Annotated in this window: 23 protein-coding genes; 19 read left to right on the forward strand and 4 right to left on the reverse strand. The window is 38.7% G+C overall.

Annotated features, from left to right (window positions below; translation table 11 throughout):
* The 4 genes from F3G70_RS10585 to F3G70_RS10600 all read left to right on the forward strand — a co-directional run.
* Positions 1-250 (forward strand): zinc ribbon domain-containing protein (locus F3G70_RS10585; RefSeq protein ID WP_149732673.1); only part of this gene is annotated, 250 nt, incomplete at its 5' end.
* 179 nt (positions 251-429) lie between these two features.
* Entirely contained in the window at positions 430-1263 is an 834-nt protein-coding gene (locus F3G70_RS10590; RefSeq protein ID WP_149732674.1) for an amino acid ABC transporter substrate-binding protein, read from the forward strand.
* Between the two features lie 26 nt (positions 1264-1289).
* Positions 1290-1940 (forward strand): amino acid ABC transporter permease, encoded by a 651-nt coding sequence (locus F3G70_RS10595; RefSeq protein WP_149732675.1) that lies wholly within the window; start codon positions 1290-1292, stop codon positions 1938-1940.
* A gap of 9 nt (positions 1941-1949) precedes the next feature.
* Positions 1950-2633 carry an amino acid ABC transporter ATP-binding protein gene (locus tag F3G70_RS10600; protein ID WP_149732676.1) on the forward strand — a complete coding sequence of 228 codons (684 nt, stop codon included), beginning with the start codon at positions 1950-1952 and terminating at the stop codon, positions 2631-2633.
* Between the two features lie 19 nt (positions 2634-2652).
* Here the strand turns inward: F3G70_RS10600 and F3G70_RS10605 are convergent, their stop codons facing one another.
* Positions 2653-3447, reverse strand: a complete 795-nt coding sequence (locus tag F3G70_RS10605; protein ID WP_149732677.1) for a CRISPR-associated protein Cas4 — start codon at positions 3445-3447, stop codon at positions 2653-2655.
* A 156-nt stretch (positions 3448-3603) separates the two neighbouring features.
* A complete protein-coding gene (locus tag F3G70_RS10610; RefSeq protein WP_149732678.1) occupies positions 3604-4677 on the reverse strand; it encodes a DNA polymerase subunit beta in 1074 nt (357 codons plus the stop codon).
* A 266-nt stretch (positions 4678-4943) separates the two neighbouring features.
* On the opposite strand from F3G70_RS10610, the gene F3G70_RS10615 reads away from it, so the two are divergent.
* The 11 genes from F3G70_RS10615 (at position 4944) to F3G70_RS10665 (ending at position 13474) form a co-directional block, all read left to right on the forward strand.
* A complete protein-coding gene (locus F3G70_RS10615) occupies positions 4944-6185 on the forward strand; it encodes a hypothetical protein (RefSeq protein ID WP_149732679.1) in 1242 nt (413 codons plus the stop codon).
* Positions 6186-6459: 274 nt separating this feature from the next.
* Positions 6460-7047: a DUF366 family protein gene (locus F3G70_RS10620; protein ID WP_149732680.1), complete on the forward strand. Its 588-nt coding sequence runs from the start codon at positions 6460-6462 to the stop codon at positions 7045-7047.
* On the forward strand, positions 7044-7565 hold the full coding sequence (locus F3G70_RS10625; RefSeq protein WP_149732681.1) for a 6-carboxytetrahydropterin synthase: 522 nt from the start codon (positions 7044-7046) through the stop codon (positions 7563-7565). The genes F3G70_RS10620 and F3G70_RS10625 overlap by 4 nt, the downstream gene beginning before the upstream one ends.
* A 2-nt stretch (positions 7566-7567) precedes the next feature.
* On the forward strand, positions 7568-8266 hold the full coding sequence (locus F3G70_RS10630; RefSeq protein WP_149732682.1) for a 7-carboxy-7-deazaguanine synthase QueE: 699 nt from the start codon (positions 7568-7570) through the stop codon (positions 8264-8266).
* A gap of 43 nt (positions 8267-8309) precedes the next feature.
* A complete protein-coding gene (locus F3G70_RS10635; protein WP_149732683.1) occupies positions 8310-9251 on the forward strand; it encodes a CBS domain-containing protein in 942 nt (313 codons plus the stop codon).
* Between the two features lie 15 nt (positions 9252-9266).
* The gene (locus tag F3G70_RS10640; RefSeq protein WP_149732684.1) at positions 9267-10067 is read left to right on the forward strand and encodes a CBS domain-containing protein; all 801 of its coding nucleotides are present in this window, start codon (positions 9267-9269) and stop codon (positions 10065-10067) included.
* A gap of 59 nt (positions 10068-10126) precedes the next feature.
* Positions 10127-10933, forward strand: a complete 807-nt coding sequence (gene pheA, locus F3G70_RS10645) for a prephenate dehydratase (RefSeq protein WP_149732685.1) — start codon at positions 10127-10129, stop codon at positions 10931-10933.
* A gap of 60 nt (positions 10934-10993) precedes the next feature.
* Positions 10994-11674, forward strand: coding sequence for an endoglucanase (locus F3G70_RS10650; protein WP_149732686.1), 681 nt, complete (start codon positions 10994-10996; stop codon positions 11672-11674).
* A 27-nt stretch (positions 11675-11701) separates the two neighbouring features.
* Positions 11702-12280 (forward strand): PsbP-related protein, encoded by a 579-nt coding sequence (locus F3G70_RS10655; protein ID WP_149732687.1) that lies wholly within the window; start codon positions 11702-11704, stop codon positions 12278-12280.
* Positions 12281-12308: 28 nt separating this feature from the next.
* Positions 12309-12818, forward strand: a complete 510-nt coding sequence (locus F3G70_RS10660; protein WP_149732688.1) for a flavoprotein — start codon at positions 12309-12311, stop codon at positions 12816-12818.
* Positions 12815-13474, forward strand: coding sequence for a phosphopantothenoylcysteine decarboxylase domain-containing protein (locus F3G70_RS10665; protein ID WP_223166077.1), 660 nt, complete (start codon positions 12815-12817; stop codon positions 13472-13474). The genes F3G70_RS10660 and F3G70_RS10665 overlap by 4 nt, the downstream gene beginning before the upstream one ends.
* Positions 13475-14077: 603 nt before the next feature.
* Here F3G70_RS10665 and F3G70_RS10670 read toward each other — a convergent pair.
* Entirely contained in the window at positions 14078-14719 is a 642-nt protein-coding gene (locus F3G70_RS10670; protein ID WP_149732689.1) for a fibrillarin-like rRNA/tRNA 2'-O-methyltransferase, read from the reverse strand.
* A gap of 3 nt (positions 14720-14722) precedes the next feature.
* On the reverse strand, positions 14723-15856 hold the full coding sequence (locus tag F3G70_RS10675; RefSeq protein WP_149732690.1) for an NOP5/NOP56 family protein: 1134 nt from the start codon (positions 15854-15856) through the stop codon (positions 14723-14725).
* A gap of 81 nt (positions 15857-15937) precedes the next feature.
* Between F3G70_RS10675 and F3G70_RS10680 the strand changes: the two genes are divergently transcribed.
* The 4 genes from F3G70_RS10680 to F3G70_RS10695 all read left to right on the forward strand — a co-directional run bounded on the left by F3G70_RS10680 (position 15938) and on the right by F3G70_RS10695 (position 19271).
* On the forward strand, positions 15938-16471 hold the full coding sequence (locus F3G70_RS10680) for a glycosyl transferase (protein ID WP_149732691.1): 534 nt from the start codon (positions 15938-15940) through the stop codon (positions 16469-16471).
* Positions 16472-16549: 78 nt separating this feature from the next.
* A complete protein-coding gene (locus F3G70_RS10685; RefSeq protein ID WP_149732692.1) occupies positions 16550-17461 on the forward strand; it encodes a dihydroorotate dehydrogenase in 912 nt (303 codons plus the stop codon).
* Position 17462: 1 nt separating this feature from the next.
* Positions 17463-18248, forward strand: coding sequence for a dihydroorotate dehydrogenase electron transfer subunit (locus F3G70_RS10690; protein ID WP_149732693.1), 786 nt, complete (start codon positions 17463-17465; stop codon positions 18246-18248).
* Positions 18249-18260: 12 nt separating this feature from the next.
* A complete protein-coding gene (locus tag F3G70_RS10695) occupies positions 18261-19271 on the forward strand; it encodes an AI-2E family transporter (RefSeq protein WP_149732694.1) in 1011 nt (336 codons plus the stop codon).
* Positions 19272-19274 lie beyond the last annotated feature (3 nt).

Below are 19274 nucleotides of genomic sequence, written 5' to 3' on the forward strand. Positions count from 1 at the left end.
ATCGAGATTCATACAAAGACTTAAAGATAAATTCCAACTCTACAAACCCGAAGCAGACGGTGTACAATTCACAAACGCAAAAAATACAAGCAAAACATGCCACCACTGCCAACACATCAATGAAGATTTGGATGTAAAAGAACGGGAATGGATGTGTCCGAAATGTGGAAAAATACTTGATAGGGATGTAAATGCCGCAATTAATATACTGAACCGTTGGTGCGACGGGGATAGCCTAGTTCAGACTTAATAGACTATTAAGCAAAAAAAATCTAGGAATCCCCGACCTCTAAAAGGTCGGGGAGGTTCAAAATTTTTATTAAACTTTCATTTTCAAATAATTATACTTTAAATATATTAAACAATAAAAAATAATTTAGAGACTAGAAAATATTTCTGCTCTAAACATGATAAATACTGGTGTTTTTAATGAATAAAAAGATAGGTTTTATTTTAGCTTTAATTGTAATAGCCTTTGTAGTCATGGGTACTGCCAGTGCAGGCTTATTTGACTTTTTAGGTGGTGGAAATAATGCAACTAAAGTAACTAATGATAATAATACTTTTATTGTTGGATTTGATGCAGAATTCCCACCATATGGTTTTAAGAACGGTTCTGAGTACGTAGGATTCGACTTGGATTTAGCAAAAGAAGTTTGTAAAAGAAACAACTGGACTTATGTAGCACAACCAATCGACTGGGACGCTAAGGACGCAGAATTGGATTCCGGCTCCATCGATTGTATATGGAATGGATTTACCATTAACGGAAGAGAAAACAACTACACCTGGTCTGAACCATACATTGACAACAAACAGGTATTTGTAGTAAAAGCGGATTCAAACATTTCTTCAATCGCTGATTTAAGCGGCAAAGTTGTAGAAACCCAAAAAGATTCATCTGCTTTAGCATCTCTTGAAGGAGACAACAAAACCATCAAGGATACCTTCACTAACTTAGTGCAGGTTGCAGACTACAACACTGCATTCATGGATTTACAATCCGGTGCATGTCAGGCTGTTGCAATGGATATTGGTGTTGCACAATACCAAATCAACTCATCCAACTCTTCTAGCTCTTTCATCATCCTGGATCAACCTCTTTCATCAGAACAGTATGGTGTAGGATTCAAATTGAACAACACTCAATTAAGAAACCAGGTACAGGCTACTTTAGATGAAATGTACGCTGACGGTACTATCCAAGCTATTGCAGCTAACTACTCCTCATACGGAGTTCCAGGTTCTCTTATTCTTAAATAGATAGAAAGTATTTTGGAGAATAGTTCATGATATTAAGTTCGATGGTGGAATTATTGATTGGGGGTATGATTACCTCCATCGAAATATTTTTGCTTACATTGCTGTTTGCGCTTCCTTTAGGTCTTCTAATATCCTTTGGAAGGATGAGTAAGTTCGCACCGCTCAGATGGTTAATGAAAATATATATCTCTATCATGAGGGGTACTCCATTAATGCTGCAGTTAATTGTAGTGTTTTTCGGACCGTATTACATATTTGGAATGACTCTTTCACCTGATTATAGGTTCATTGCAGTTATCATTGCCTTTTCAATAAATTATGCTGCGTACTTCGCTGAAATTTACAGGGGAGGAATCGAAGCAATTCCGAAAGGCCAGTATGAGGCTGCTCAGGTTTTGGGTTACGGCAAGGTACAGACATTTTTCACAATTATTTTGCCGCAGGTATTCAGGATTATTCTCCCTTCAGTAACCAACGAGGTAATTACTCTTGTAAAAGATACTTCATTGTCATTCGTTATAGCAATTCCGGAAATGTTTACCGTAGCAAAACAGATTGCTGCTGCAGACGCTTCAATTGCGGCCTTGCTTGTTGCAGGATTGTTCTATTACATATTCAACGTGCTTGTCGCATTTGTCATGGCACGCCTTGAAAACCGCTATAATTATTTAAGTTAGGGGATTATTATGAGTTTATTGGAAGTTAAAAACCTTAAAAAGAGTTTTGATGAAAACGTAGTGCTTAAAGATATTTCCCTTAGCGTGGACAAGGGTGAAGTATTATGTATAATCGGACCTTCAGGTTCAGGAAAGTCCACACTGCTCAGGTGCATTACCAGACTTGACCATGAGGACAGCGGAAAAATAGATTTCGACGGAACATTCGGGTTAGTGTTCCAGGATTTTAATCTCTTCCCGCACCACAATGTTTTGAAAAACATTACCAACGCTCCAATCAAGGTCCAGAAAAGAGACAAGGCGGAAGTGTTAAGCACAGCCCGTGACCTTTTAAAGAAAATGGGTCTGGAAGATAAGGAGGAAGCTTATCCTCACGAATTGTCCGGAGGCCAGCAGCAGAGGGTTTCAATCGCTAGAGCTCTTGCAATGAATCCGGATATCCTGTTTTTCGATGAGCCGACTTCAGCTTTGGATCCCGAGCTCACTTCAGAGATTCTGGTTGTAATAAGGAATCTTGCGGCTGAACACATGACTATGGTCATCGTCACTCACGAAATGTCTTTTGCCCGTAACGTTGCTGATAAAATAATTTTCATGGATGACGGATACATTATCGAAGAAGGTACTCCTGAAGAGGTATTTTCATCCGATAATACCAGAATGAAAGAATTTTTAGGAAAATTTTACGATTAAAGGAATGAGAATTAAATCCCTATTCCTTTAAACATATATTTTTATACTCGCAGTTGCCGCACTTTTTTTCGCTCATTTTTACATTAGGAACCTTTGCGTCGTATTCTATTTCTTTTACTTCATTAATGATGTCAAACAATGATTTTCTGATGTTGACATCCATTACCACAGGCCTTCGTTCGTTGATTTTGGCGTATTCGACGAATCCAACGAAGACTTCAGTCTTGAATTCCTCTTCTATCAGCAGTGCGCACATTCCGACGTCAACGGCATCCTGGTCCCAGACTCCCTTGGCCGGAGGACTGTTGTATTTGATGGAAATGGGGTAATATTTGCCGTCAACGATTTCTATCTTGTCGCACACTCCGCTGACTTCCATGCGGGCATCCTTGAGGTGGTAGGAATACATGCAGTTCGGGAAAAACATGTCCACAATCGCATAGCCGTTTTTTCCCAGAAGTTCCATGGCCTGTTTTGCTTTAATTGCCTGAAGCTTGATGCTGAAATAGGTTTCATTGTTTATTTCAACGATCTGGTCGGTCGTCAAACCCAAATCCATGCTTTCAATGGAGGAGAAAGTGCTTTCAAGATAGCTTGGGATGTTTTCTGAAAGGATTTCCTCCACTTCAACAAGGCCCATTTCCTTTTTCAGCTTTCGCATATTCTTCTGTATAAGGTCCTGCGTGTCTATTTTAATCTTTTTAAGCTCGAGATTTAACTGCATGTCGTTTCTTTGCCTGTTGTCAACATGCGTCTGCAGATACAATTTCATCGGGCAGTACATGTGTGTTTTTATTGAAGATATTGTTATCATTTTTTAACCTCTTAATTTTTGTAATATTAGATTGTACGTTCTGATATAAAAAAATAGAGGTTATTGATGCCGTAAATTCTTATTAAATAAGTAAATATGGTGTGGTTAGGTAAATTCTTAGCTTTGACATGAATTCTTAGGAGTCAGGACAATTCTTCATGCAGGAGGAACTTTCAGCTTGAGATATTCGTCAATGGCTTCCCGTGTGGTGCCGACAACGATCCTGTAATAATCGTCCTTTCCGTCCTGTATGACCTTTTCGACCTTGCCTTTGGCGATTACGTGTTCTCCGTCAATGACTTCGCCGGCATAGGTGTGGGTAAATGAAACGACTTCAACAATGTCCTTTTCAACCCCTTCAAGGGTTTTCACGTTTTCAGCGGTGTATAATGAAGGATTGTCAAATGCTCCAAGGGCACTTATGATGTCGCATTCGATTTTGGCAATTCCCTGAGGCTCGTATCTCGTATCGCCCCAGCTTCCTTCGATTTCATCATAATTCTTGGTGGCTAAAATGTCGAATAACGTTCCGTCAATGGTTCCACGGTTCGCCTTCCTGTTTTCATACCATTTGAACTCTTCAGGTGTAAGGCTGGAATCGCTCATCCTTTTGTTGTAGACGAAATCCCAGTAATCGTCGGTGATTCCGTTTAAAGTGATGTGCTTGTCCTTTTCCTTGATGTAAACTTCAGAGTTTCTGTGCTCTTTAAAAGCTTGAATGGCCTTTCTGTGATTGTCAAGGCCGTAAATCACATAATCCAAATCGGAAACTTCCTTTTTTTGGAGTCCCGGAAGGATTGATCCGGAAATTCCCATGTTTTCATAGGGGATTCCTGCAATGTAGTGGAAAAAGTCACAGACGTCCATTAATTTGGCAATGATTTCGGGATTCTTGACTTCGCCTCCGGACTCGAATGTCTCTTTAAGTCCCAAAAGCCTCTGTTCCGGCTTGATAATCCTTTCAACCTTGTCGATAGGAACTCCCATCATTTCAACGTTGGTAATGTCGCAGAAATATAAGTAATCAGGATAATTTTCACGCAGGTAAGTGTATGCTTCCTCAGAACCCACTTTCCTATATCTCATGCCGTCCTTTTCACGATCTCCGTTTTCATCAGGTATGTATCTTAAAAATGAGATGTATCTGTCTTCGGGATGGATATAGTTCGTTGATGCAAAGTACATTCCGTCCGTCGTGTAGATAAAGTCTCTTGTTCTTACTTGTTCCATATGAATAACACCTTCTAAAAGAATTTTTATTTTAACTATTAAATCTAATTTTCTATTGCTGTTGATATGAAATACTCAAAAGTTAAATGGCTATTGAATATCGAAATAATCATTTTTAGGCATTAATTAATGATTAATGTGCTTGAAACTGTTATTCGTGATGTTTCGTTCAAGTTTCTTATCACGGATAAAAAAGTAAAGTTTATATGCTATTTGTTGTATAATTAATATTACATTAAGTTGGTGGAGGTGAAAATATTAACAAAGTGATTCCAGTCGTTGTTTTAGTATTGGCTATTGGTTTAATCGTTGGAGGTTATTCTTTAACTTTAAATGAAGTGGAAAATGTAGTTGCAGATGTTTCTTCTTCAAATGACGTATCTAATGATAATGTTACAGTTGCTGATGAAAAAATGCCTGCAAAGGATATTTCATTTTCTGCTGATTCAGTGTTTAATTACATTTTAAACAGCATGTCTCCAAAGACATTTTCCGGCGAATCAATTGCTTTGCTTTCCAATGCTGGCGGCAATTCATCTGAACAGTTGCCTGTTAGTGAAGATTCCTCTTCTCAGGGTGGCGATTATCAAACCTCTAAACAACCGAATATTGGGGGCGATTCTGCTGCAAAACCTGCAGGTTATCAATATGGTGGTGCTGCAGCGTATACAATTGGGGAAAGCACTGCTCAGGACAGGATTAACCCAGAGGATCCGTATTCTTACCCTTTAAAGCCGGTAAGTGAATCCTATTTCCCTTTCAATAATATAAACAAGAGTGAATATATGCTGTCTCCTAATTTCAATGACCATATTTTCATTAGGATTGGCCAGGATTTCACGGACAAATATGCTCAATGCGTTGAAGCAGGTTTCATACCGTTGGGAAATATTACAAAAGTTATCCCTAAACTTGATATTTGTGATTTTTCCTGTGGATTGGGCGATAGTTATTTCGATTTGGATAGTGTAGGCATTTATGATTATGATGAGGTTCAATATTATATGAATCATCATACATTCCCATCAGAAACTCAAAAACATCAGGAAGCGCTTCAGAGAGAGTATCTTCTTTCAAATTACAGATTGGTTGATGGTGAAGTAGAGCTATATGTAAATGTAAATCAGGATTTCACTGACATGTATCTGCAATGTGTGGAATGCGGAAGATTTATTCCTTTAGGAAATGTTACAACACCATTAAAGGATATAATGATTTGTGATTATATATACCGTTTTGGCAATGAAAATTATATTAATCTTGGTCCGGGCGTAATTTCCAATGATACTGCATATGAATATTGGGCTCAAAATTCCTTAGAAGAACTATATTCTAACCCGGATTATGTTCCGGTTCATTACGCGGATTCATCTGATGTGGCTGGTGTAGATTATACCGGGCCTGCAGAAAATAACGACGTGGCTTCTGGACAAACTCCAGATAAACAAATTCAGTTCCATGTTGTGGATGTGAGCAATATTGGTCTGAACCCTGTAACAGTAGGTTAAATTTTTATTTCGGAAAAATTTTATTTTTCCACCATTTTTTCTTTTGATAATTCAGGCATTTGCGCACAATTATTCAAATACTACAATCAAAAACTCCAGTTTTAATTCATCATTTTTTCAATATTATTGCAAAACCACTTATTTTCAGGATTTTCTTTCCCATTAATGTACATGTTTTAATGTATAAATAGGATTGATTACATATTATAATTGTCAATTCTGATTATTGATGTGGATGCTGAAATCCACAATTTTAAAAAAGCAGGTTTTAAAGATGGAAATAACTCATAAACATGTAGAAGACATTTTCGAATATGATGGCAGTCAAATCAATCCGTCATGGGCGTTTCAGGAGTTTGGAATCTACGGATCTTCAATAGTAACATGGATAGGTCCAGTCAACATTACTCCGGACAATCTGAAGGATTTCGCCGATGTGGGGCTTGAAATAAAGTCAAATAACATGGTCAATTTCATCTGTGAATTTTTCGATCAGCAGCCTCCCAACATGAGGATTGCATATCTTCGCCAAAGGCTTCTCGTCATGATTTTCAGGGAAATATTAACCGAAAGGGGAGTTAAAACAACCCGTGAAGGGGATGACATTTTTGTCGACGGCAGGAAACTGAGCATTTCAATAGCAAGCGTTTCCCTAAGCTCCGCAAAGATTCATTTTGCCCTCAATATCGAAGATAAGGGAACTCCCGGCGACGTTGAATGCATCGGCCTTTATGATATCGACGGCGGAAAGGTCTTCAATGAAAACAATCTGAAGGATTTAATATTTGAAGTTGCAAACCGCTTCATTGATGAGTTGAAAACCATTGAAAAAGACATTAGTAAAACTAAGGTGTTAGGATGAAAATTTTGGTAAACGGAATTCAATCCAATTTAAGATTCTCATCTGCCCATGTCATTCCCGGCCACGAATCATGCGGTTTCATCCACGGTCATTCCTATTTCGTTGACGTGGAAATCGAAGGGGAAAGGGCAGGTGAATTCGAATTTGTTGTTGATTTTAAGGACGTTAAAAAGTACACGAAAGCCCTATGTGACGAACTTGACCACAGGCTTCTGATTCCAGTGTACAATAGCTTAATAGACTTCAAGGATTTCGATAAGGAATCAGATTCTATTTTCGAATTGAAAAAACAGAAAAGCGTCTACTTCAAGATTGACGGCAAGGGTTATACTCTGCCTGCTGTTGACTGTGTATTTTTGCCGCTTCCATATACGTCAGCTGAAGAGCTCTCCAAATTCTTTGCAGAGACTTTGGCCCGCAAACTGGGCGAAACTTACGACAATTTGGAATACATTTCAGTCTGCGTCAATGAAGGAATCGGCCAGGGAGCTCAATTTAAGAAAGAATTCGTGGAATAGTTATGAAAGCTCCAATTATCGAAATATTCTCTTCATTTCAAGGTGAAGGCTTATTAATAGGTCAGAGACAGATTTTTGTACGTTTTGCAGGCTGCAACCTGAATTGCGCATACTGCGATACGAAAAACAGCATTTCAAAAGATGACGGCATTCTCATGACGCCATCCGAAGTGGCCTCAAAAATCGAAAGTATTTTAACTCCGGACTGTCAAACAATATCTTTTACAGGTGGTGAACCCTCACTGTATCCGGACTTTATCAATGAAGTGTCACGTCTTACAAATCTTGATATAATGCTGGAAACTAACGGGACTTTACCTGATAATATTGATTTAATTGATAATTTGGATATGGTATCTCTTGACATTAAGCTAAAAGAGCATTTTGAAGGCGATTTTAAAGAAGATATTTTTTTAAATGAAATTAAATCACTAAATTTATTAATAGAGAAATCTATAAATGTATATTGTAAAGTAGTTATATTACCACAGTTAAATTTGGAGTCATTTGAAGAGGTAATTAAAAAAATTGATGAAGAGATAATTGATAAGAATAACGTTCAAATTATTATACAGCCGTCAAGTCCGCTAAACGATTGGGAAAATCTTTCCTCTCGCTTATTCGAATTTTCAGAGGCTGCCGGCAAATATTTTGAAGTTTCCACCATTCCCCAAATTCATAAAATTTTGAATATTGAATAATGATTAAATTTAATGTGTGTAATTATAATTTAGAGGTGTATAAATGAAAGAAAAAACATCCATTAACTTGAGAAAATCTATGAATAGAGGATCTGTAGAACAAGAAACTAAAATTCATGATAAACCTGGAGAAATAATGAAGATTGCAACTTCAGACGTTGTATCAATTCCTCCTAGTAAAAGTATTAAGGATACTGCTAAAGTAATGATGGAACATGAATTCAGGAGATTGCCAATCACTGATCCTGGTTCCGGCAAAGTTTTAGGTATTGTAACAGTAATGGATATATTGGATTTCTTTGGTGGAGGAAATAAATTTAATATTATTGAGAAAAAATACGAAGACAACTTTTTAGCAGCTATTAATGAACCTGTACGTGAAATCATGTCACGTGATGTAATTTCATTATCCAGCAAATCTTCCATTAAAGAAGTTGTTGATTTGATGTTGGCAAAACAAATTGGAGCGCTCCCTCTTGTTGACGGCGACGATAAACTCGTCGGTATCGTAACTGAAAGGGATATCGCATTGTCATTTGCAGGCGAATTGGATGAAAAGGCTGTACACGATTACATGACAACCAAAGTCTTCACTACCACTCCAGGTACTCCAATCGAAAGTGCCTGTAAGATTATGGTCAGAAACGGCTTAAGAAGAATTCCTATTGTTGGAGGAGAAGCCGACATTTCAAAGGCAGCTAAAAAATTATTGGGAATCGTAACTTCAACTGATATTATTCGTTTCTTAAACGCAAAAGAGTTATTTGATAATTTAAACTCCAATGCAGCAAGCAAAGTACTCGAAACTAAACTGTCTGATATCATGGTTAAGGATGCAGTAATTGCAGAACCTGAAGACAGCATTAACGAAATCTGCGAATTATTCAAAATCAGCAACATCGGTGGAGTGCCTGTAGTCAGGGATAATGATGTAGTAGGTATCATAACTGAAAGGGATATCTTGAGAGCTATTAAAAACTTATAATTATGGAGAATTAATATGCAAGTTAAAAATTTAATGTCTAAAACGCTAATTACCATCGACAAAGACCAGAGTCTTGCCGATGCATTAAAATTACTTAGGAAAAATAGAATTTCCCGTCTTCCTGTTCTGAACAACAAGGAACTGGTGGGTATAATTTCAGAAAGAGACATTGCAGCTAAGCTTGGTTCTTCAAAATATGAAAGCATGCCTGCTTCAAGGCTTCACGTTTCATCCGTTATGGTCAAAGACATTATTACTGTTCCTCAGACCATGCAGCTTGATGAAGTGGCAAACATAATGCTTGAAAACGGAATCGGATCCGTGCCTGTCATGGAAGACGACAAAATGGTCGGTATCGTTTCAAAAGCTGACTTCGTCACATTGGCCGTAGATGGCGAATACGACAAAATCTGTACAAAGGATTTAATGACCAAGGATGTAAAGACTGTTTCTCCATCCGAAAGGCTTATCCACGCAAGAAGAGTAAGTCTCGATTCAAAAGTCGGCAGACTGCCAGTTCTTGATGACAGCGAACTTGTCGGAATGATTACTTCCAAAGACCTTATGAGGGCATTCATCGACTTCAGGAAAAAGGTTCCTGAAAAGTATCAGAAATCCCAAATCAAGGAAGTGCTCGTTGAAGACATCATGTCCACAAACCTTACCGTCGTAAGCAAGGACACCTGCATTTCAGAGGTCTCAAAAATCATGATGGACACCGGCTACAACGGTTTGCCTGTTGTGGAAGACGATGAGCTTATTGGAATCGTAACCCAAACAGATATCCTAAGGCTCATTGCAAAACTCGAAGCATAGTGTAGCTATAATTAGCTATACTTTAAAATTTTTTCTTTTTTTCATTTCAAGGTGGTATTATTTCTGAATTAATCTCTTTTTTAGGTCCCAGGGGAACATTTACCCATGAAGCGGCGTCAACAATAGGCGATAATCTAATCCCGTACTGTACGATTCCCGCAATAATGGAAAGCATCGTTTCGGGAGAATGCAACAAGGGCGTAGTGCCTATTGAAAACTCAATTGAAGGCTCCGTCGGCATAACTCTCGACTCCTTAGCCCATAAATATGACTTAAACATCGTCGGTGAAATCGTTCTGCCGATCAATCAGAATTTAATCGTAAATCCTGGAACAAGCCTTGATGACATTGATGATGTCTATTCACACGCCCAGGCGATTGCCCAGTGCCAGGATTTCATCAGTTCAAATAATATTCAGCCCCATTATGCGGTAAGTACGGCAAGGGCTGCAAAAGGCATCATAGGACACAAGTCCAAGGCAGCTATCGGAAACGCCAAAAGTGCCGAGCTGTACGGCCTTGAAATACTTAAGGCCAATATCCAGGATGTTTCAAACAATGAAACCCGTTTTGTCGTTTTATCTACACAAGACACTGAGCCTACCGGCAGGGACAAGACCTCAATAATATTTTCAATCTATGAGGATCGTCCTGGAATGCTTTATAAGATACTTGGAATCTTTGAAAGGGAACACATTAACTTAACTAAAATCGAATCAAGGCCTTCCAAGGAAGGTTTGGGCAAGTATATCTTTTTTGCCGATTTTAACGGTCATCAAAAAGATGAAACAATTAAAGGCATAATAAAAGAAATCGATGATAATACTTATTTTTTAAAAGTTCTGGGTTCATACCCTGAATTTTAAGAAAACTTTAAATTATTGTTTCAATATAATAATTAATATTAATAATTTAGGAGGGTTGGTATGTCCACAGATAAAGATAAACTTCTTCAAATAATGGCCAGTCTGGAATCAGATTACGCTCATGGAAAGATATCCAGAGAAAAGTATATTTATTTCCGTTCAAAATATGAAGACAAGCTTAATGCTTTGGATGCAAGAGAGGCTACCAATAGAATCAGATCAATGCAGGGAAAACCTTCCGATTCTCCTAAAAAGGTTGAAAAACCTAGTGAAAAAGAAATAAAAGAGAAAGAGGATTTAGTTCAAAAATACATCATAAATCCTAAAAAGGGTGACAAGCAGCTTAAGGAAAAGACTCCAATGGATTCAGGTACCTTCAAGCTTGTAGCCATTTTGATTTTGGCTGTCGGCTTTACCGTCGGCGCCGCATTTGGTGTATTCAATTTTGATTTCCAAACCTTTTCAGAAACCAATGCTGTAGCTATCGTTACCGATACCGCATTTCCTGATGTTGCAGACATTCATGTAAATACTACAAAAACGGTCAGCAACACCACATATGTCCAGAATACGACGGATTCGTCCTCGGTACAGACTTACCAGGACACTTCAACCCAGAGCGTCGATACGAGCCAGAGTTCAAGTCAGAGCTCAAGTCAGACTCCTAGTCAGAGTCCGTCTCAGGATTCAGGTTCACAGGCTCCGTCTCAGGATTCAGGTTCACAGGCTCAAGCAGGATAGGAATGATTTAATTTAAACGGTGAATATATGAAGAAATTAACTATAATAGGAGCTGTAGTGCTTATATTAATTATTGCAGTTTGCGGATACATTGTTCTAAATGATATCCAATTCAATGCAGGAAGCAGTAAAAATACAGGCAGTACCAATGAATCCGTTACTATGCTATCCATTTCAAAAGGCGGTGTCACAATAGAATATCCTTCCAATTGGGTAATGTCCCAGGCAACTTCAAACAATTCCGTATTGGCAATCTCAAAAGCCAGTTCAGTGGACAATCTTGAAGTCGGCCAGGTTAACATACACGTTGAGAAAAAGGATTTCACGGGCGACTTTGACCGCTTCGTAAACAGCACTTACAATAACATTCAGGCCGATGAGGCCTTCGATCTGGTATCCTCAGGCGAAGTGGACCTTAACGGCGAGAGGGTTCTTCAGTACATCTACACTTCCTCATCAAATAACGGTGTCGTCAAACAGCACAAGGCATTATGGTTCGACAGGGGAAATGAAGCTTACGTTGTCATGTACAGTGCTCCTATCGATAAGTATGAGGTTAACCTGCCTGCTGCAGACTACATTATCCAGCATATCAAAATCAACTAATTTTATTTATTTTTTTAGAGGTATTATCATGATTGTATTATGCGTTACGGGCAGCGTGGCTGCCACACAATCAGTTAAATTGGCTAGAGAATTCAAAAGACAGGGCATTGATGTCAAATGCTTCATGAGCGAGGCCGCCTGCAAAATCATCCATCCTAATTCCATGGAGTTTGCAACCGGCAGCGAAGCGATAACGGAACTTACGGGCAATATCGAGCATGTAAGGTATGCCCAGGAGGATTTGATACTTGTAGCTCCGGCTACCGCAAATACCATCTCAAAATTCGCTCATAAGATTGCCGACAATCCGATTTCCACATTGCTGATAACGGCATACGGTCATGACACTCCGATTCTTTTCGTTCCGTCAATGCACGATTCAATGTTTAAGGCAATCGAGGAAAACATCGAAAAGATCAAAGCAGAAGGATCAGCATATTTCATGCCTCCGGTAATGGATGAGGGAAAGGCAAAGTTCCCGTCCAAGGACGATATAGTCATGGAATCCTTAAGATGCATTAACCTGAATAAGAAGTGATTACCATTCGAGGAAAAAAAGTTTTAATCAGTCTTGGAGGAACGTTCGAGCCTATAGATTCCGTAAGGGGAATCACCAACAAGTCCTCCGGAAAGATGGGCCTTGCCCTTGCAAAGCAGGCATATATCCTGGGAGCAGACGTTACTTTGGTTGTTGCCAATGTCAGCGTTGAGATTTCACCCCTTTTTAATGTAATTCCCGTTGAAACTTCCAAACAGATGGCCAAAGCTATTTTTGAAATCGTTAAGGATTTTGACATTTTCATTTCAACGGCTGCCGTTTCGGATTTTGAGGTCGTCGAGAGAAAAAGCAGAAAAATTGATTCAGATTCCTCGCTAGCCATCAACCTGAAGCCGACGGTTAAAATCATTCGCCAGATTAAAAAGATCAATCCGTCAATATTTCTTGTGGGATTCAAGGCGGAATTCAACATATCTCGTGAAGACATAATCTACTGTGCCCACAAGCAGATTAATGATGCCGGAACCGATCTGGTCGTTGCAAATGACGTTTCACGCAAGGACTGTAATTTCGGGTCCGATAAAAACGAGGTTTTAATCATTGACGATGAGGTCATGACGGTTCCGCTTGCAAGCAAGGACGAAATAGCCAAAACCATCATGGAAGTCATTTCTAAAAAGACTACATGTAGATAACGCTAATGATTTTACATTTTCTTTTCAATGTCATGCATAATTAATGCATTAATGATTAATTATATTGATTTATTTTTCGAAGCCATTAATTTAATAATTCGTTCATTGCAAATGCTTGACGGAAATTTTCATCCTGTTTTTTGATAATATTTTTTTAGGCATGGCTCAATTAACTTTTAAGCTTTTTATTTTTAAATCATTAACTTGCACATATCTAATTTATCCAAAGTTTTGTGTGAAATAACTGAAAATTAATATTGCTTTTTTTGTGATATATGAAGGGTTAATGATAGCTTTTTAGTAATACTTTTTTGAAAAAAAGACAGTATTTTAGCTTAAAAATTAAAATTCATAAAAAAGAGTTTTTGACAAAAAGAAGTTCAATCCTTTAGGATTTACATAAATGAAGTGATTAGTAGAGTGAATTTACCTAAAGGATTATTGAGTGAACTTTTTTTTTATTTGCATTAGCATATATTATATTTAATTTTATGGTATAAAAAGCTATCGAAGTAATACTTTTTCGGGTATTTTTTAACATTTTTTAATAATATTTTAAAGAAGTTTTTCATCTATTGTGGAATGAAAAACAACTATTTTTTTTTAAAAATTTTTCTCTATGAGAAATGAGATATGGTCTTTTTCGTAAGGTTCCAGTTTCACTTTTTCGATAATTTTAAAACCTTTCTCTTTCAATTTCTTCTCTTCTTGTTTGAAAATCTTTTTAGGCTTCTGTACCACGTCGATGCTTCGAGCCTTAATCATCAATATTCCCAATGCATCATCCTTTGCGAACATGTTCATGTTTCTCATAAAGAGGTTCGTCTGGGTAGGCTGGGCAACATCGCAGTATAATAAGTCAACCTTTTCAACAAGGTTCATGTATTCTTTAGGCTTTGTAGCATCACCGAGTATAGGGTAAATATTGGGCCTCTGGCGTGACAGCCGGGTTAACTTCTTGGCGGTCACAGGAGAAAACTCAACCGCATATACTTTTCCCTCATATGCAATGTCTGAAATGTGGGAAACGGTCGTACCGGTTGAAGCTCCGAGATATAACACCTTGGAGTCATTTTCAATTCTTAAATTATTAAGTCCGTTTAGGATGGCGGCAGCAAGTTTTGACCTTCTCGGATTCCATATCCTGTATTCGGCCTCTTCCTCAATCAGCTCTTCGCCGTAGACTGAAATTCCAGGGGTCAAATTTCTGGTTGCGACCTGATCGTCCTTTAAAAAAACATCCATTTTCTATTTCCTCCTTCTTTTTTTGCCTTTTTTACTCTTCTTTTTGCCCTTTTTCTTTTCTTCACTTCGTTTCTTTGACGTCTTTGTTGGAAACGGATTGTTTTTTTCTATCTCTTCTGCCTTTGATTTGAATTCATCGAATATCTTTTCATCAAAGTCATGGGTGAAAACGTCCTTTCTCACGGCCAGTGATATTCTTGATGCAAGCAGCCTGGCAATCTTTCCCCGATTCCACCATTTTGCGCCCCTGACCTGGGGATGCTGGTATATCAGACCGTATTTAGGCGGCCTGTCTCCGCTTTTCAGATGCCTGAATAAGGCCTTTTCAGCACCCATTATCTGAACCGTGCTTGATGGATAGCTTGCAAGCCTTTTAAGTCCGCCGGCATGTGATATCAGTTTGGCACCCAGTGATGAGCCCACCAATAGTTTCAAATTAGGAGCGACGGATTCCATCTTCTCGTCAATGTAGTCAATAATGTTTTTTCTGGTCTGCTGAAGCTCATAAATCGATTTGGCGTAATTGTTCATTATTTCAAGGTCGTTTGGATCTATGTCCTCTTCAATGTCCAGCATGTCTTCGGGAAAGGCATCGATTTTTGCGTTGATGATTTCCTCTTTTGTCTTGTTTTCATAAATCAGCTTGATATATGTCTCATTGTTTTTTATTAAATCCATTTCAGGGAAATAAAGAGCATACCATTCGCGTATCCTCTCGATTAACCGTGCAATTGACTCATCAATCTCGTCAATGGAGTTGATTGCCTGAATCAGGTGCTTGTCCTCTGATGACTGGGCCTTTTTCATCCTGTAGATGGCCAGCTTCTGATAGATTTCATTGTCGCAGTCCAGTTCATATTCGCTTCTTAAAAAATCTCCCGCCTTGTTGGGATTAAGCACCCTTACTTTTTCGCAGCCGTAATCTGACGCTCTCTTGTTTGATTCTATAATGATTGAATCGTAATCTCGAGCCAGTTCATCAATCAATTCCCTTTCCTCTGATGGAATTTCCTTATTGTCAATTTCAATGAGTTTTTGAAGGATTTCATCCTCTTTGAATAACTTTTCCTTAATTAATGCATTGTCCTCGTTAAAAGCATAAAATCCCTTGATAGAGTAAGTAATATAACATTCCATGTTCTTAAATTATTTTCTTTATTTCTAATATATTTTGGCTTTCAAAAAGTTTATTATCATTTGAATTCAAATATTTCTGTAATGTCAAAGCAAAGTTTCAGAGATTTAAAGGACGCAATCGATTTGAAAGACGGTGAAATAGACGAGCTTACAATGGAGCTTGAGGCCAAAAACGAGGAAATCAATAAATTGAAATTGTATTCCACCAAGCTGAAGTACGAAAAGCAGAATCTGGAATACAAGCTGGATAATGAAATCAACAACGAAAAGGCCAAGATAAAAGAGCTTGACGATTTAAACCAGAAAATCGCAGAAAAGCAGCAGATAATCGATGACAAGCAGGATCAGGTCAAATATTTAAGGGGTCTCATTGACGACTACAGAAATCAAGTCAAAAGCAATTCCGAGGAGCTTGAAATACAGCTTAGAAAGATTTCCAAAACCTACGAATCACTGCTTCAGCAGAAGGATAAAATCATTGAAAAGCAGGATGAAAGCATCAAACTGCTGATGAAGGAAAAGGAAGAGATAATCAAATCCAACAAGACCAACGTAATCAGCCTGAAACTGCAGAACGACAACTATCGCCAGCAGCTTGAGAAATATGAAAAATGATTTCTCTTTTTTTCAATCCACTAATTTTAAATTATTTGTAAAACAAACATTAATACATAATAGAAATCTGGTGGAATTATGTTAGAAACTGATGTTTGTGGAGTTCATTTTAGAAATCCTTTAATGTTGGCTGCCGGAATCATGGGAAGCACAGCCTCTTCCATGAACTGGATTTTAGAATCAGGCGCAGCGGGCGTTATAAGCAAATCATTTTCTTTAAAGCCTCATCCTGGATACAAGAACCCGACCACCGTCGGCGTTGAAGGCGGAATAATCAACGCAATAGGCTTGTCCAATCCGGGTGTTGAGAACTTTAAAGAGGAATTAAAACTAATCAATAGAGAAAACAATGTCGTTATAGCATCCATTTACGGAGCCACTCCCGATGAGTTCAGCACTCTTGTAGAGGAAGTTCAGGATTATGTGGACATGATTGAGCTTAACATTTCCTGTCCTCACGCAATGGACGGTTATGGTGCTTCAATCGGTCAGGACTGCAATTTAAGCCATACCATAGTATCCGCTTCAAAGGATGCAAGTGATGTCCCGATTATAGCCAAGCTCACCCCTAACGTGACTGACATTACCGGAATCGCCAAGACCTGCGAGGATGCGGGAGCAGACTGTGTGAGCCTCATTAATACCCTGGGTCCGGGAATGAAAATCAATATCGACGCCGCAAGGCCTGTTCTTTTCAACAAGTTCGGCGGAATGAGCGGAAAGGCAATAAAGCCAATAGCTATAAGCAACGTCTATTCCGTTTATGAAGCGGTTGACATTCCTATTATCGGCGTCGGAGGAGTCTACACATTTGAAGACGTTGTTGAATTCATATTTGCCGGTGCTAGAGCGGTTCAGATAGGCACTGCAATCATGGATGAAGGCGTTGAAGTGTTTTCACAAATTAACGCTGATTTGGAAGCCTTCATGAAGGAAAAGGGCTATTCATCAATTGATGAGATGGTCGGGCTTGCACACGGAGGTGATTAGTATGATTAGGGCACCTCAAATAGTTGAAATCAAGAAAATCGTTGAAGAGACTCCTACAATCAAGACATTCACCTTTGAGAGTGATATTAACGCCAATCCCGGCGAATTTTTAATGGTTTGGAACTTCAATGATGAAAAGCCGATGTCAATTTCAAACATTTCAGACGGTGAACTTTCAATTTCCGTTAAAAACATCGGTGAATTTACCTCACAGCTTCACGAACTTAAGGTAGGCGATAAAATCGGCGTAAGGGGAAGCTACGGAAACGGTTTTACAACAGATTTTGAAGGCAAAAAGCTTCTTGTAATCGGCGGAGGAGTCGGAATGGCACCTGTTACCGCATTAACCCATGAGCTGGTTAAAGATAATGACGTTGAAGTTCTTGTAGCGGCGACCACAAAGGATGAATTGCTGTTTTTGGATGATTTAAAAAATTCAGGCGCAAAGGTTCATCCGTGCACAGATGACGGATCTTTTGGATTTAAGGGATTCGCCTCAGATTGTCTAAATGATTTGCTTGAAGATTCGACTTACGATTATGCATTTGTCTGCGGACCTGAGATAATGATGATAGGAATATTCAATATCCTTGAAGATGCAGGCATTCCGGGAGATTATTCCCTTGAAAGATACATGAAATGCGCACTTGGAGTATGCGGACAGTGCTGCGTTGACAATACCGGCTGGAGAATATGCGTTGAAGGTCCTGTATTCGATAATGAAAAAATAAGAATGATAGATGAATTCGGAAAATACAGGCGTGACTCCTGCGGCGTAAAATACTGATTGATGATTACTATGGAAAAAGACTTAAAAGACTATATGACACCTCCGGTAATGCTGGTACTCTTCTTGCTGGCTGTTTCACTGATATTCATATTTCCGGTTCTTAACATGATTGTGCTGGGGGCGATTCTGGCTTACTGGATAAGGCCTATTGCCTGCAAAATCCAGTCCAAGCTAAGGTTCGAGTCAATCTCGACAATACTGGCAATGATTCTTGTTATAATACCTCTGATACTTCTGGTGAGCTATATTGTATTCGTAATCTCCGGATTCATATCTGATGTCCTCTTAGCCAATTCCAATTTCGACTTCAATGTGGCCATGGCGCAGATTTCATCATACATTCCGCAAAATCCATTCATTGACGCAAACAATATGGCTTCCATGGTTCAAAGCGTCGCAAAATACGTTTTAGGCTACATCTCAGGAAAGGCAGGTTCAATCATGAATATCACATTGGATTTGTTCATACTGGTCTGTTCAGTCTATTACTTTATAAAGGATGGGGATGACTGCTTGAACTTTATCAAATCATTCGTTCCCGATGATCACATTGAATTTTTCGACAATACTGTCAAATCCGTTGAGGACGTCTTGAAAAGCATTTTCTACGGACACTTTCTCACTTCAGTGATAATCGGAATCTTCGGTGCAATAGGATATTCCCTTCTGGGCTATCCTTACGGAATATTTCTGGGTATCATAACCGGAATACTTCAGTTAATACCGATATTCGGCCCATGGCCAATCTACTGGGCATTAGCTATTCTTGATGCAGTATCCGGCAATTATCCGAGAGTCGTGGTCGTATTGCTTTTCGGATTTTTCCTAAGCCTCGTAGATATGTACATCCGTCCGGCCATATCCTCCCACCATGCGGATATCCATCCTCTGATATTGCTGGTAGGTTTCCTGGCAGGACCTCTGGTTTACGGCATTGTGGGATTCATTGTAGGTCCGCTGATACTCGGCGTCACCTATACGATTTTGGACAGCTTTAGAAAGGAATTAAACGGAGCCTAAACA

It is taken from the genome of Methanobrevibacter millerae (genome assembly GCF_900103415.1).
Lineage (GTDB): Archaea > Methanobacteriota > Methanobacteria > Methanobacteriales > Methanobacteriaceae > Methanocatella > Methanocatella millerae.